Annotated in this window: 14 protein-coding genes and 2 pseudogenes; 5 read left to right on the top strand and 11 right to left on the bottom strand. The window is 55.1% G+C overall.

Annotated elements, in window-relative coordinates; all coding sequences use genetic code 11:
- Both WM94_RS28750 and WM94_RS05605 read right to left on the bottom strand, forming a co-directional pair.
- Window positions 1–178 (bottom strand): annotated as a pseudogene (locus WM94_RS28750) (IS5/IS1182 family transposase); the annotation flags it as partial.
- A gap of 353 nt (window positions 179–531) precedes the next feature.
- Window positions 532–849, bottom strand: a complete 318-nt coding sequence (locus tag WM94_RS05605) for a hypothetical protein (RefSeq protein WP_028697834.1) — start codon at window positions 847–849, stop codon at window positions 532–534.
- A gap of 188 nt (window positions 850–1037) precedes the next feature.
- On the opposite strand from WM94_RS05605, the gene WM94_RS05600 reads away from it, so the two are divergent.
- The gene (locus WM94_RS05600) at window positions 1038–1331 is read left to right on the top strand and encodes a hypothetical protein (protein WP_042131946.1); all 294 of its coding nucleotides are present in this window, start codon (window positions 1038–1040) and stop codon (window positions 1329–1331) included.
- Window positions 1332–1348: 17 nt separating this feature from the next.
- Here WM94_RS05600 and WM94_RS05595 read toward each other — a convergent pair whose 3' ends face one another.
- From WM94_RS05595 to WM94_RS05580, 4 genes are all read right to left on the bottom strand, one after another.
- On the bottom strand, window positions 1349–1744 hold the full coding sequence (locus tag WM94_RS05595) for a hypothetical protein (protein ID WP_042131944.1): 396 nt from the start codon (window positions 1742–1744) through the stop codon (window positions 1349–1351).
- 62 nt (window positions 1745–1806) lie between these two features.
- Window positions 1807–2535, bottom strand: coding sequence for a metallophosphoesterase family protein (locus tag WM94_RS05590; protein ID WP_028697835.1), 729 nt, complete (start codon window positions 2533–2535; stop codon window positions 1807–1809).
- Window positions 2536–2614: 79 nt separating this feature from the next.
- On the bottom strand, window positions 2615–3010 hold the full coding sequence (locus tag WM94_RS05585; protein WP_028697836.1) for a hypothetical protein: 396 nt from the start codon (window positions 3008–3010) through the stop codon (window positions 2615–2617).
- 3 nt (window positions 3011–3013) lie between these two features.
- Window positions 3014–3388, bottom strand: coding sequence for a hypothetical protein (locus tag WM94_RS05580; RefSeq protein WP_236198324.1), 375 nt, complete (start codon window positions 3386–3388; stop codon window positions 3014–3016).
- Between the two features lie 226 nt (window positions 3389–3614).
- Here WM94_RS05580 and WM94_RS05575 point away from each other — a divergent pair, with 226 nt between their 5' ends.
- Complete coding sequence (locus WM94_RS05575; RefSeq protein WP_230849520.1) at window positions 3615–4100, top strand: helix-turn-helix domain-containing protein; 486 nt, start codon at window positions 3615–3617, stop codon at window positions 4098–4100.
- Window positions 4101–4168: 68 nt separating this feature from the next.
- On the opposite strand, the gene hrpB is transcribed toward WM94_RS05575, so the two are convergent.
- The 3 genes from hrpB to WM94_RS05560 all read right to left on the bottom strand — a co-directional run bounded on the left by hrpB (window position 4169) and on the right by WM94_RS05560 (window position 8801).
- The gene (gene hrpB / locus WM94_RS05570) at window positions 4169–6703 is read right to left on the bottom strand and encodes an ATP-dependent helicase HrpB (protein WP_028697839.1); all 2535 of its coding nucleotides are present in this window, start codon (window positions 6701–6703) and stop codon (window positions 4169–4171) included.
- A 599-nt stretch (window positions 6704–7302) separates the two neighbouring features.
- Window positions 7303–8331, bottom strand: a complete 1029-nt coding sequence (locus WM94_RS05565; protein WP_028697840.1) for a serine/threonine-protein kinase — start codon at window positions 8329–8331, stop codon at window positions 7303–7305.
- Complete coding sequence (locus WM94_RS05560) at window positions 8328–8801, bottom strand: hypothetical protein (protein WP_028697841.1); 474 nt, start codon at window positions 8799–8801, stop codon at window positions 8328–8330. The genes WM94_RS05565 and WM94_RS05560 overlap by 4 nt, the downstream gene beginning before the upstream one ends.
- Before the next feature lie 343 nt (window positions 8802–9144).
- Between WM94_RS05560 and WM94_RS05555 the strand changes: the two genes are divergently transcribed.
- On the top strand, window positions 9145–10338 hold the full coding sequence (locus WM94_RS05555) for a hypothetical protein (protein ID WP_141745075.1): 1194 nt from the start codon (window positions 9145–9147) through the stop codon (window positions 10336–10338).
- Between the two features lies 1 nt (window position 10339).
- Window positions 10340–10555 carry a hypothetical protein gene (locus WM94_RS05550; protein ID WP_028697843.1) on the top strand — a complete coding sequence of 72 codons (216 nt, stop codon included), beginning with the start codon at window positions 10340–10342 and terminating at the stop codon, window positions 10553–10555.
- Window positions 10556–10810: 255 nt separating this feature from the next.
- Here the strand turns inward: WM94_RS05550 and WM94_RS05545 are convergent, their stop codons facing one another.
- Window positions 10811–12496 carry a hypothetical protein gene (locus tag WM94_RS05545; RefSeq protein WP_061550656.1) on the bottom strand — a complete coding sequence of 562 codons (1686 nt, stop codon included), beginning with the start codon at window positions 12494–12496 and terminating at the stop codon, window positions 10811–10813.
- A 311-nt stretch (window positions 12497–12807) separates the two neighbouring features.
- Window positions 12808–13200, bottom strand: a pseudogene (locus WM94_RS05540) (DEAD/DEAH box helicase); the annotation flags it as partial.
- A gap of 116 nt (window positions 13201–13316) precedes the next feature.
- Here WM94_RS05540 and WM94_RS05535 point away from each other — a divergent pair.
- Window positions 13317–13736, top strand: coding sequence for a hypothetical protein (locus WM94_RS05535; protein ID WP_013974328.1), 420 nt, complete (start codon window positions 13317–13319; stop codon window positions 13734–13736).
- Window positions 13737–13749 lie beyond the last annotated feature (13 nt).

Below are 13749 nucleotides of genomic sequence, written 5' to 3'. Positions count from 1 at the left end.
GCATGGTTTCCAGAGGATAGGGTTTTCTACCGCCGCCGGCCTTGGGGTAGAACGGTTCGATCAGCTCCAGCAGGCCTGCCCAGGGCACCACCTGATCCATTTCGGCGAGGAAGCGCTCTCGGCGGGTTTGCTTGCGCTTGCCGGCGTACTCAAAGTCGGAAAAGCTCATCTGGCTCATGGGCGGCTCGGATCAGGTGTTGCGGGGATTCTCGCATAACTGAAGGCTTGTTCGGAGATTCCCTAGGTATGAGGGTCGCATTTTCGCGAAGCGGCTTAGCAAGCAGAGTGCGCAGAGTGCTCAAGCTAAGACTCCATTGACTGCATTTTTAGAGGAGCTCCGCATCCCCTTGAGATGTGAGGCTCACCGCGCATTTTCCGTAAAACCACTGCTGGAGCAGTGCAGTACGCAGCCGTGTGGAGCCAAAAGGCGGAGCGCAAGCATGACAACGGGTTCAGAATTACGGAAAATTATTCTAGGCCAATAATTATTGGTATTCCATAATTTGCCCTAAAACGAGATCGAGCAAACGGTCATGTATCTTCGCAACCACCATCTGAGATAGGTGTTCTGATCCGACCGTAGGTGTCATCACCTAAAATCGCGTCGCCTTCCTGATCAAACATCACAGCGAGCCACCGCGCCCTCTTCATCTCAGCTATTTGAGAGAAAAAGCAGCCTTCGCAGAGGTGAAGCTCGTACTCTTGGCCGCAATGCGCTGAGCCTTTGCCCCATGCCGCATGCATCGTTCCGTACTGGGGCTCACCTTCGCCATCTCGCGTAGACATACCGCAGACATCGCATACCACGTCGACAACTACATCGGACTCACCTGCTTGTGTGACCTTCATTCTGAGCCTCCGTCACCATCTGCCATCATGAGTCGCACCTTCCCGATCTCAACCCATCCAGACTCCCCAACCTAATGCTCCACAGCTTTAAGCCAGGCACGGGTCGCCAGGCCCTGGCGGAGCAGTAACAGGCGATTGAGTGTACGCATGATAAAATCGCTCCAGATTTAATCTGTGGAGCTTCCCGCTTGAGCACGCAACCTGCTACCGGCTACTACGATTCACTGCTTCACGCTCCTACTTTCTCCAGCGACCCTGCCGGCAAACGCCAAGCCGAGCGTTGGAAACGCCTGGTGGATGACATTCACAAATCCACGACAGAGCAAGACCTGCGTGAGGCCCGAGGGAAGGCGGAGGGTTACATCATCGGCCTAATGGAAAGTGGTCATCTACCACCAGATGGCGAACGCGACTACGTGATTCTTAGCTCGATTCATCGCCGTCAGGATTTTTTGCGTACACTCCTCGCGACGCTCACCTGATCCGCATAATCGACCTTTCAGGCGCCCGCAAAGGCGCCTGGCTCGCTCGTTGGCGAAGCGTCAGGTTGGTCTGCGCTTGTAATGAATGCTCGAAGACTCTTCCGGCCCGCTCCGCGCTTGAATGAAGTCAGAACAAAATTTCCTGCCTTTGTATCAACCACCCAGAAGCGCCCTACCCTTTTCAACGAGAAGATCGGCGTGGTCGTAAGCAAATATGCCCCTGTGCGCTTCTCAATAAGCCCTGGAACGATCTGACCAACCACGACCCCCACTGCGCAATCGTTCAAAATTTCGACGTCGCTCAGATAGGCAGTGATCGGCACAGAATACTGCTGACCCATCGCTTGTATGATGCGCGTGAGCTGAAAAATCGATGGTTCTTCACCTGGGTACCTGACGATCTCATCTGTCATGTGTTCATGCGCTCCTGCGTCCAATTCAATACCCCTCTGAGAGGTTTCGCTCCTAGAGGTGCTTAGATTTCAATGATGAAGTCCGGTACAAAGCCGGTCTTTTCACCTGGATACCCTCTGGGGTTCGATATGAGCCGACATCCCGAAACGATCGTGTCGACCGCGTAATGGGTATGGCCGAAGATCCAGGCATCAGCCTGCGAAACTAGGTCACCCCACTGGTTGAAGTACGCAGCACCGAGGTGGCCCTCATGAGCATCACCAGCGACCGCTTCAATCGGGCAATGATGCGTGACGACGACCGTCTTGCCACCGAAGTCCTTAGCCAACTCCGTAGCCAGAAAGTCCCGCGCACAAATGTTGCGAGCGATGAGATCGACAGGGCGAAGCTTCCTAAAGCCCTCGCCGATTCGGATCTGCGTGAAGTCGCTCATCCACTCCCAGCACAACGACATCGCTACGCGGTAATCCCCTGTGGACGTAAAATCTGTCCACCCCGTCGCCGCTAAAAATCTCACATCACCAACGATCAGTGTATGGTTATCCAGAACATGAACATGCCCAGCTGCCGCCTGTTGCATCTTCGTCAGCGTTCGGTCTAAGTGCCCCCGGTAGAACTCGTGATTCCCAGGGACGTAGATCACTGGACAGTCGAACGCCGCGTTTGCCCACTCGACCCCTTGACCGCGCACAGAGATGTCACCCGCGAGCACGACCAGCTCGACGTCCAGCATAGGTGGCACGAACTCGGAGAACTCGTTGTGTAGGTCGGAGTAAACCGCAATCTTCATACCTCGCTCCATGATACAAGGGCTGGGTCGCTAATCCCGGGCCCGTCCGACGGACGCCCGGGCTTCAAGAACTGGGTCATCACGGACGAAATGACAGAACCATCTCGAGCGAGGCTTGCTTCTTGTATCCGTCGCCGATAAGCAGATAGACGGTGTTGCGAGTCTCAAAAATCCAAGGATGCTCATGCGAGATCGCGTACGTAGATCTCACCCAGCAACCAGGTACGAACCGTCCACGGCTGTCGTATATGACCTCATGAGCGAGCACAATCATCGGCGCGATCCCGTCCGGCAACGGCTCAACCTCATTCGCGGGAATCTCAACGATTATCCAACGCTTCACCAAGCAAAAGGCTTTACCTGGAAAGCGCTGCTCTGCTGCTTGAATAAGCTCTGCTCTATCACCAGACCACCCATGGACAACCTCGCCGGCGCCGTAAAGAAACTCCATAGCGTCATCAAGGGACACGGACATCTCTTACCCCCTGGCGCTCGAGAAAACTTGCCCATCATGAGTGACGAACTCGTAGATCGGGGTCGCTTCCGTACCGTCTTTAATACGGATTTCTGAGAGGAGCCTCATTGAGAACTCAGTCTGATTGGTCATCGCGGGTGGAGCGAGCAGCTGAACTTTGTTGACGCTCAAAAAATCGACTGAATCGCCCTTACACAACGAATCGACAGCCTCGACGCTCGAGACGATGCGCATAGAAGGCCCAAGGCATCCGTCGACGAAGCCACTCCCTTCTACGATGAAATAGTAGGAATCTGCGTTCAGGCTCGCCGAGTCCCAGAGCAAGCGCAGATGATCCGGCGCCAAGAACTGCCCCCGCAAGTCGGTTCGCTTTGTCACCAGCACAACTCGTACTCCGCTTATTCTCGGGCTACAAGCTAGTGTTAAGCCCTACAACAATTGATATAAATTGACACTTTTACCGGCCATTAGCTGCAAAAACGCGAAATTTCTTACGTTCCGAGACAGGTGAGGCACGATAACACCAATCCACATTCCCTGACTATATTTCATAGATGTGGATTTTGCGCTGTGGCCTTATCCTTCCCTTTATCCGGAAGTCTTGATGCCCTCGCCCCACTCCCTAGCAGCTGTGTTGCGCACCGTGCGTGCTGCTCGAGGCCTTTCTCAAGAGCAGATGGTGAAAACGCTGGAGGCCCGGCACCTGCACAACGTTGAGCACGGCTTGACTAACATGACGCTAAAAATGCTCGAGGGTATCAGCGGCCATCTGGAGGTCGACCCCATAGCATTGCTTGCTGCCGCTTCGAGTTTTGACCGTCAAGAGACCTTCGAAGAGTTCATGGCCTATTTGTGGAGTGAGCTTGGCAAGCTGCGCGCGATGAGAGTCATGGAGAACGTGCCATCCCAATTCTCTGATGGCGTGCTGATCGCTGCCAAAGGAGGTAAGCCTGCTACCTCCGCCGACAAAATCAGAGCCGTCCTTGATTGCAAAGCCGAAGGGCTGACGCAGAAGGAGACGTCGGTGAGGCTAGGCATACCTAAGTCCACTGTGCACAAGATTTGGCACATGCCACCTGAAGAACATTAGCGCGGGTAGGTTTACCGATGACTGTTCATGACCAGCGGGCCCTTTCACCGGTCAGATTTTCCGTTAGATCAGGTACCCCTAGGCTTTGCGCGCGCAGTGGCCTGGGCAACAAGAGGATTGTCAGGCCAAAAATGCTTGGGGTATCTACCTTTCAAATCCTTCTTCACCTCAACGTAGGTCGATGCCCAGAAGTTTGCCAAGTCCTGGGTCACCTGTACGGGGCGGCGCGCCGGGGATAGCAGGTGCAGCTTGAGCACTTGGCGACCATTAGCAATGCGCGGCGTATCAGCTTGTCCGAAGAGCTCCTGTAGCCTCACGGCAAGTACAGGGGGCCGCTCACTGTAGTCCACACGGATGTTCGATCCCGAGGGTACCGCAATCGTCTGAGGCGCCTGCGTGTCTAACTGTTGTGGCAGAGGCCAGGGCAACAAGTTGCGAATGATGCTCGACAGTTCAAGTTGGCCAAAATGACTGAGGCGGGTCACCTTCCCAACGTATGGCCCCAACCAATCCTCCAGCGACTGCAGTAATGACTCATCACGTAAGTCAGGCCACTCACCCTTACTACCAGCTTCCTCATCAAGCACGCGCAGCAATTCGACCCTCGCCTTCCACTGACGAAGCTCAGGTGTCCAGGGCAAAAGCTCCAGCCCTTTTCGGCGTACGTAATTGAGCAACGCCTGAGTGCGCGCTTCATCACCCAGGTTTGCCAGCGGCGCGCGGGACAGTACCAACGCCCCCACTTTCACTTGTCGCTCAGCGCGGAGGGCCCCCTCCCGCTCATCCCACTCAAGTTCATCCACTTGGCTGACTTGGTCGTTCAAGACCGTATCAAACAAAGCCTCATCCAGGTCAGCAGCGAGGTAAATTCGCTCTTCACGCTGGCCTTGCCGGCTGCCCAGGTCGGCGATCACCAGCCAAGAATGCTTCATCAGGGCATCGGTCTCGGTGAACATAGCTGCCCGACCATTCGCCAATCGGTATTCAGCCCCACCGGCACGACGTTGTTGCGCGACCCGGTCGGGATACGCCAAAGCAAGTAGGCAGCCCACCCACCTCGGGTGGTCTGAATCAGCGACTGGTTGGGATGCTGGGCCGCGCAAGTACGACCGGTATTGCCTCGCTAGTTGCTTCGCTCTTTGAGCACCGCCTTGCTCACCCCGCTGTGCTCTCTGCTCACCGGACAGGATGGCCAAGCGACTATGAAGGTCTGCACCACCACCACGCTGGATATCCCGCTCGCCAAGCAAAGCAGCGATATTGCACGCAGTCACTGTCAGACCCAGTTCGTGACCTCGCAACAGTAGATGGGCGATTCGAGGGTGGCTTGGCAGCTCGGCCATCGCTTGGCCGTGCTTTGTCAGTTGCCCATCAGGCTGTAATGCGCCAAGGCGCCGAAGCAAGTCGTTGGCTTGGGAGTAAGCAGCTGCGGGCGGAGCATCAAGCCACTTTAGGTCGCCCGGCTGAACGCCCCATTTAGCCAGTTGAAGCGCCAAGCCAGTGAGGTCAGCCTGCTGAATTTCAGGCGAGCTGAAAGAGGCCATTTGGTCATGCTGCGTCTCAGACCAGAGTCGATAGCACACACCGGGCTCGACTCGACCTGCCCGACCTGCTCGTTGAGTTGCACTAGCCTTGGATATTCGCTGAGTATCGAGTCGCGTCATCCCACTACGAGGATCGAAGCGTGGAACCCTCTCAAGACCGGCATCGAGCACGACCCGCACACCGTCGATGGTGATACTGGTCTCAGCGATGTTTGTGGCCAGCACAACCTTCCGCTTTCCTGCCGGTGCCGGATCAATCGCAGCCCGCTGCTGACTCAGATCGAGCTCACCATGAAGGGGGCAAAGAAGAACGTCACGCTGAAGTGATGCCGACTGGGTCAAAGCATCTTCCAGGCCTGTTACGACTCGACGGATCTCGGCTTGACCAGGAAGGAAAACCAGCAAGCTGCCAGGCTGATCAGCAAGTGCTTCAAGGCACGCACTGATGACTCGCGGCTCGATGTATTCTCCAGGTTGCTGAGGTTTTCCCCAGACTGTCGAGACCGGGAACATGCGTCCCTCGCTCGTCACGATCGGAGCGTCATCCAGCAGGCGCGATAACCTTTCACCTTCGAGCGTTGCCGACATCAGCAGCACCTTCAGTGGGGCATCGTCCCGGAAAAGCTCGCGCCCATTGAGCGTCAGCGCCAAGGCGAGATCGGCATCTAGATTTCGCAAATGGAATTCATCGAAGATTACGAGCCCCACACCTTCAAGTGCAGGATCGCTCTGCAGACGACGCGTCAGTATTCCTTCTGTCACCACCTCGATCCGCGTCTTTGGCCCGACTTTGCTGTCCAGGCGAATCCGATAGCCAACGGTCTCACCGACCTTCTCACCTAGCTCGCTGGCCATTCGCTCCGCAGCAGCTCGCGCAGCAAGACGGCGAGGTTCCAACATGATGATCGTCTGCCCTTCGAGCCATGGTTCATTGAGCAAGGCAAGCGGGACGCGAGTCGTTTTACCGGCGCCAGGCGGTGCTTGAAGCACCACCTCATTTCGATTTTGAAGGGCTTCAAGAAGGGCCGGCAACGCGGCGTTGATTGGCAACGAACTCATGTGTACTCCTGCGGCAGAAGCGCAGTATACAAAGGTTCACCAGGGGTAGATGCGATGGATGAGGACTCACGAACCCCGTGCCCTCTCATGTGCAGCCTCAACCGTGCTGCGATTGGGTTTATCTGCTAAACCTCTTGGGAAACGCCTCTCGAAATTCGACATGAGAGTGCGTTTTTAAATTTTGTAATGGCCCCTAGCCACAAAACCTGTTCATGTATACAGTATTAGTAAGCAGCATCCGTGCAGAATGACCTTTCGGCGAATACGTAGGCCAAATGGATTGATCTCGTATAAGCTTTGCCGCCGAAAAAATGTACGCCCACAATGCCCACGTTCGTCGCTGAGGCGACAGGAAGGATTCGAATGAGCAAGCGGCTTCCCAACCTGAGGCTTACGTCGCCTAGATGTGCGTTCTGTGGTGCCACCTGGCAACCAGCTGAAGGCATCGACGCGCTCAAATCGTACTGCCCTTGTTGTGCTGATGCTCGTCGCGCCCTTGCTGAGGCTCACTTCCAGCTTAAGCCGCTGAGCGCTGCCGACTTCAGCGGCGGGTACCTACTACCACGCCGCCTGCGAAGCGCTGCCGGCTAAAGCACCGCTTACCGAAAGTACGCTTCCAGTTCGCGATCAACCTGATTGCGGCCTATGACCTTCGTGGATGCGCCCAGGCTCCGATTGTTACCTTTGCCCAAAGGTTGGCTCCAGGCCCGCCACTCATGCTGGCGTTGACCATGAATGTTCCACTCAACGACGTTTAGCCGCTTGGGCGACTGCAGTTCCCACCTCACCAGATCCTCAGTCACGATAGGCACTGTCCACTCAGGCTCAGTCGGCAAAGCCGAAATGGCATTGAGTACCTCTTGGGTAGTCGCATAACGATCGTTGGTGTTATCAGCCATCATCTTTCGAATGACCTTACGCCACGGCTTGGGAACATGTGGCAGCCAGCGCAGACGTTCAATGAAGCCGCCTTGGGCGATGACATCTGCAGGACACTCGTTTTGGAACACGTACCAGACCTGTCCGTGCAACAACCGGAACAGCGTCATACCCAAGGCCCAGATATCGCTCTTGATACTGGTACCCCTGCCCTGCCACACCTCCACAGCAATATGGTCTGCGTACCCCGCAGCTGAGCCGTAGCCAAGGAGCAACCTGTCGGTGACCAGACCGAAGTCACCGAGCTTTGCCATGCCGAGATGGTCGAGCAGGATGTTGCCTGGCTTGATGTCCCTGTGAAGCATCTCGCGCCCGTGCAATGCGTGCAGCCCGATCAGCACATCGATCGCGACCTTCCGCACGGCAGCGAGAGTCATCGGCCCCCGTTCAAAATGAGCTTGCAGGGAGCCACCAGGGCAGTACGCCATCGTGAAGCGGATGGCATCCTCCACCTCGTCTATACCGTAAACCTGAACGACATTGCGGTGAGTGGCGGTCTTCAGGTGCTGAGCCTCGGCGAGGAATTCCCTCCTGATATCCACCCACTCTTCATCGTCGTTTTCCGCCTTACGGGAAACCACTTTTACTGCCACTTGCCCATGAACGGCGTCTTGACCAAGGAACACTTCACCGAAGTGCCCGTTCCCCAATTTGTCTAGGATTTGGAGTTTCGGAACGACGCTGGTCATGGTCGAGCCCTGTGTGCAATCACAAGCATTGCGGCCTCACGACTCCCCTTGCGCAGCTTCGCTCCCTCTAGCTTCTCTGCCCAAAACGCGTCGTCGTTCACGCAATCATCGACCTTCCGACCGTAGGTTCGGCTGATCACTTCTTTCTTGAGAACACGGGTCTCACAGGCAGACGCAGCAGCGCACATGATCACACCACGAAGCTCTGCGCTATCGAGAAGCCCCCCGTTGGCCTTGCCTTGAGGTACTGAGCTCGCCTTGACCACCACCTGGTCAATTCCATTCACTTCAAGGTAATCCTTGCACCGATGGAAAAGCGTTTCGTATCCCTTCTGCCGATCCCCTGTGGGCAGCTTCCAGGTCACATCGGTAACCAGTGAGATAGGGGCATCACAGTCATCCGGAATCTGCGTATCAACGACAGTCACTTCCCCGGAACCTACCATCAGACCAACGCAGCGTGTTGCCATGTACTTTTCCTTGTGAAGGCAATTAAATATCACGCCATGGTATTACAGCCGCTTACACCGTCAATTGCCTGGTTGTGTGTGTGAACGTTGCCAGACCACCGAATTCGGGGCCAACGCCGTCTAGCCTGCTGGTTTCAACGAAACATGAGATCCGACGGTTGGTTCAAACCTGACCGTCTGGAGGGACGAATGTTGGCGGCCAAGATCCTGCGAGCCATTGGGAGGCCAAGCGGGCGTCTTTAGCTGGGTTTGTGAGTGGAGTTCGATAGACGCTGGAAGCGGAACGCAAGAAAGGGACATGGCCCGAATGGCCATTCGTAACGGCACTACTTGGGACTGAACAGTGGATGACTGGCAGGTAACAAAACGAAAAATCTGGGCCACCGCGAAGGCTTGCTTGTTCTGGACTGGACGTCAGATCAAGAAAGTCTTCATGGGCATGTGCATGCTGGTGGGCACCACCTGGGGCTCCATGATCATCGCCCTACTCACCATCGGCAGCGCCGCGATGATCTCCGTGATGAGCGGCGACATCAAAAACGAGTATACCGCCGTACACACCTGGCCTGAGTTCTTCGCAACAAACTACCTGTGGCCGTCCATTCAGCTCTCCATCGCCGCAGTCATCTTGGTGTTCTTACGTGAGGTAGGGGTCGTCACCTCAACCCGGAAGAAGGAAAAAGAGCTACAGGATCGCCTGACCACCATGCCGCCCAAGCAGTTTCTCGCCGCCTATAGCGACGCGATGATCGACATTCGGCAGCTTTACGAGGGCCTACTGGAAGAAGGTGCGCCGCCGTTGACCCGTAAAGGTCTCGCAGGCGACATCCGCATGATGCTCACGAAGATCCTGGTCTTGGCACAGAACTGGGACAGTGCGCCCTCCGAAACGTACAGGGCCAACATCATGATGATTGAGGAGGACAAGGATCTCATCCGCAAGGAGTACTCGAACCAGGTAAACGACAGCCCCTTCTTCCTGTTCAACTCCAACATTGATGCTCGCTTGGATAACGCAGACGGCATCCTACACATCACAGACCTTGAGCTCTCAACCTTGGTCGGCGCCCAGGTTTTGGCAAAGCCGGACACCGATATCGTGCCGATTTGCTTCCCGTTCAAAATGGATGCGTCGGATCACGCCAAATCGCACCCGAACCTACCCGGCGGGCCGGTAGCGGTCTCGACCATGGCATCTCAATATATCGAAGACTCTCGGACACACTTCAAGCAGTGGCTCGATGATGAGGCGCTGCAAAATCCGCATATAACTGAACACTATAAAACCACCATCTCCCGTTATTACAACTCTCATCGCTACGCTACGTCCATTCTTTCCATTCCATTAGTTTCTCGTAATAATGGTGAAGGGATGCCACACCCAATTGGATGCTTAAATATCTACAACAACAAAGCGAACATCCTTATGGGTGATAGCCGCAACGCCCAATTTGTACAGTTATTGCAACCAATTTGCGCGTATTTGCATGATATGATATTCTTATACCGAGAAACTAACGACATGGAGGCTAGTTAAAATGACCGAACTTGCCAGAACTGAAGACGTTACTGTGACTACAGGTGACGTAGCAGTTGAGGTCTCCAATGCTCGGAAGAACAAAGCTTTCGCGAAGATTTACAATAGCCGTATGTCTCGTGAAGAGCTTAGGGCTTCTATGCTGGAGAAGGCGAAGAACGTTGTCGAGAAAGGCATCGGCTCGCTCGACCTGGTAACCGTAGTCGAGCACCGCTAGCCGCTTAGTACCCCATTACTGCGACGCGCTAGCAGCTTACTTGAAGGCCACCGAAAGGTGGCTTTCTCGTTTCTGTCTTCAGTGCAACCATCCGCCCCGCAAGGCAAGCCACCACGCAAGCTTACAGCAACACTCACGTCCGTCACACGTACACGCTTTGGTGGCAAAAACTCTCTTGTGGCCGCAGTCGCGCTGTGTCGGGATTCGTCGTTTTGCAGTCGCACATCCGGCAACGCCGGCTTCACTCTTGCGCTCTTAGCTCTGAGGCTCCTGCTGCTCTAGACTAGCTGGAGTAATGTCCACCTCCTGGCAAACGCTCCAAACATCACTCTCTTCTAAGAAAGTCGAGAGCGTGGTATCCGATGTAGCGTGGACTTCAACTTTTGAATTTCGCTCGCCATCAATCTCAGTATAAAACACATATTCAACATTCGAATACAACCTCACAACCCGCGGCACCTGAATTATGCTACCGAAAACCTCAAACTTCTGACCTTCTCCTTCGGTAATCCGAATTATCTTCCCGCCAGGATTATTATCAATCTCTTCGAAAGAGGCACCTTCATGATACGCGAATGGCCCTACACATATCCTCGTAGGCTGTAGGGTACGCTCAAGCGAACTGCTTCCTAGTCGAGCATAATTTCTTAGGAACTTATATGTAGCCGGGTTCAGCATGGTATTCTTAATTATCAGAGGCTCAGCGCACCTTTGTGCAACTGCCCTGGCAAAACCGATGTAGTCAATTAAAAACTGTACCTGCGCGTGTAAAACCTCATTGTGCGAGTTGGATTGCGAACTGAATGTGCTCGCAATCTCGGCAATTTCGATTTCAATTACGAACCGCCCTGTATCTAAAAGCTTGGCAGCATTGGCGAGTTTATGAAACCGGGGAAGATTAAGAATATTTTTCCCGACCCACGCCTCGAGATTGAACAACAAGTCGAATTTGGCATCTTGCCCTTCGTGAGAGCAGTACGCTTTGACCTTAAAGAAACCATCGAGAGCACTACCTTCGAACACTGTCCGAAGTGAGCCAGAATAGTAGTAACAAGGGAACACATCCAATACGGTTTCATGGCCCTCAGGGGTTCTGACAAAAAGAGTCGCGCGGGCTTCCTTTCTAGGAGCCGACATAGTCAGCACTGCTTGTTCAATCCCCTTGATGCCGCTGTGGAATGCTTCGAACAGCTTGGAACCTTCAATCTTAAAATGCGCACCAGAAATAGTTAGTTCCCGACCCTCTTCCAGGAAGGCCTTTTCGGCTGCCAAATACCCTTCAATTTTATCTACGTCTTCAATGACGAGGTTGACATTAACGTCTTCATCAACCGCCCTGATCAAATGCGTGTAAGCACTTCCAATTTTATTCACCTCAACGGTGAATCGCGGATCGAGGTTGGCCAGGTTAGATTCGTAGCCCTTCATTATTTCCGCAACCGGTGTTAGGAGCGGGTCATCGGATCTGTTAATAAATCGATGGAGCAGATCGGCTGATTCTTTACCCGCAGCTGCTTTAACCTCTTTCTCAGTGAAGCTCTTTTGGTTCAGGAGGGAGTTGGATCTAGCCTCGGCATCGCGCTTCCACTGGAGCAGCGTTGTAACACTGTAGGGGGGCTCGTCAGCGTCAATGAGCTTCGAATGTGTTTGGCACATCCAGATGCCGTTGTCGAAGTGCTTGCGCTCTTCTGGGGACTGGTGCTCATCGTATCGTGGGCCTCCTGGTGCAGCAGCTTTAATGTGGCATGCGACACCAATGCCTACAGTGCCCTCTCCGTTCGATTTCGCACCGTGCGTATGTACGTAACAGCCCGGGAAAGAACACACGTTTCCAGCGCTATCACGAAGCTTCTGTGTTGTCGTTCCTAGGAAGTTGTCGCGCTTTGGAGCGGCTTTGGCTTTCTTCTTTGCGCTGTTTTTTGGCTTGGTCGGCCCGCTCATGCACTGTCCTGGTGATGAATTTTGGATGTGCTGATGATGCTTGGAAATCGAGCGGATTGCGATGGTTGGAGGGGTGATGGTGTGGTTGGGTGGGATGGGTCTGGAGGGCGTCGGGGGTGGCTGTGATCGACGTGATTGGGTGGGTTGGGTTTGAGATCGTGGCACCTACCGGGGGTGGGATTTGGAATCGCACCGAGGTTGCTTAAGGAAGGAAAAAGAGGATGGGGGCCCTAGGGAGATGTCCTGGATGGAGCTCAGTGGAGGGAGAGGAATGCCCTGCATTTTGACAAGAAAGTAGGTTTTTTCGGTGAAAGTGACAAAACGTGAAATTCGTCGAAGATCACCAGCCCCACGCCCTCCAGCGCCGGGTCGGCCTGCAGGCGGCGGGTGAGGATGCCTTCGGTCACTACCTCGATGCGGGTTTTCGGCCCGACCTTGCTGTCCAGGCGGATGCGATAGCCCACGGTTTCGCCGACCTTTTCGCCCAGCTCGCTGGCCAGGCGCTCGGCCGCAGCCCGCGCTGCCAGGCGGCGGGGCTCGAGCATGAGAATGCTCTGCCCGGCCAGCCACGGCTCGTTGAGCAGCGCCAGCGGCACGCGGGTGGTCTTGCCGGCACCGGGCGGCGCCTCGAGCACCGCTTCGTCACGGTTTTCCAGGGCCTGGCGCAGGGCGGGCAAGACAGCATCGATCGGTAATGAAATCATGGTGGTCCTCGAACAGTCCCGCGAGTATAACGGCGAACCCAGCCTGCTCTATCATGGTCTTAGCTTCAGGTGCAGGCGCTTCGCTTGCCCTGCTGGATACCTTTTCGGAGATTTACATGCGCATCCCAACCCGCGTCATCGGTGGCGCCCTCATCGTCACCTTGCTGACCCAACTGACCGCCTGCGGCACCATTCTCTACCCGGAACGGCGCGGCCAGATCGGCGGCAAGATCGACCCAGTGGTTGCCGCAATGGATGCCATCGGCATCCTGTTCTACGTGATCCCGGGGCTGATCGCCTTCGGTATCGACTTTGCCACGGGCGCCATCTATTACTCAGGCGGGCGATCCGCCCAGGTTGACCCGGTCAAGCTGCGTGAGGCCGTGAGCCCCGATGGCAAGGTCGACAACCTGAAGTTGCAGGCCATTCTGGAAAGCGAACTGGGCCAGCGCCTGCCGCTGAACGACCCACGGCTGATCCAGCATCGCGGCAGCATCGAGCAGTTGGCCAGCCTGGGCCTGGTACCTGCAGCCTGAAGTACAAGGACAC

It is taken from the genome of Pseudomonas sp. ABFPK (genome assembly GCF_001586765.1).
Classification (GTDB): domain Bacteria; phylum Pseudomonadota; class Gammaproteobacteria; order Pseudomonadales; family Pseudomonadaceae; genus Aquipseudomonas; species Aquipseudomonas asiatica.
This window is presented reverse-complemented; position numbering and strand designations above follow the sequence as displayed.

Coding starts and splice junctions, on each gene's coding strand:
- WM94_RS05605 (WP_028697834.1), bottom strand. CDS start 849: ATGAAGGTCACACAAGCAGGTGAGTCCGATGTAGTTGTCGACGTGGTA.
- WM94_RS05595 (WP_042131944.1), bottom strand. CDS start 1,744: ATGACAGATGAGATCGTCAGGTACCCAGGTGAAGAACCATCGATTTTT.
- WM94_RS05590 (WP_028697835.1), bottom strand. CDS start 2,535: ATGAAGATTGCGGTTTACTCCGACCTACACAACGAGTTCTCCGAGTTC.
- WM94_RS05585 (WP_028697836.1), bottom strand. CDS start 3,010: ATGTCCGTGTCCCTTGATGACGCTATGGAGTTTCTTTACGGCGCCGGC.
- WM94_RS05575 (WP_230849520.1), top strand. CDS start 3,615: ATGCCCTCGCCCCACTCCCTAGCAGCTGTGTTGCGCACCGTGCGTGCT.
- hrpB (WP_028697839.1), bottom strand. CDS start 6,703: ATGAGTTCGTTGCCAATCAACGCCGCGTTGCCGGCCCTTCTTGAAGCC.
- WM94_RS05565 (WP_028697840.1), bottom strand. CDS start 8,331: ATGACCAGCGTCGTTCCGAAACTCCAAATCCTAGACAAATTGGGGAAC.
- WM94_RS05560 (WP_028697841.1), bottom strand. CDS start 8,801: ATGGCAACACGCTGCGTTGGTCTGATGGTAGGTTCCGGGGAAGTGACT.
- WM94_RS05550 (WP_028697843.1), top strand. CDS start 10,340: ATGACCGAACTTGCCAGAACTGAAGACGTTACTGTGACTACAGGTGAC.
- WM94_RS05545 (WP_061550656.1), bottom strand. CDS start 12,496: ATGAGCGGGCCGACCAAGCCAAAAAACAGCGCAAAGAAGAAAGCCAAA.
- WM94_RS05535 (WP_013974328.1), top strand. CDS start 13,317: ATGCGCATCCCAACCCGCGTCATCGGTGGCGCCCTCATCGTCACCTTG.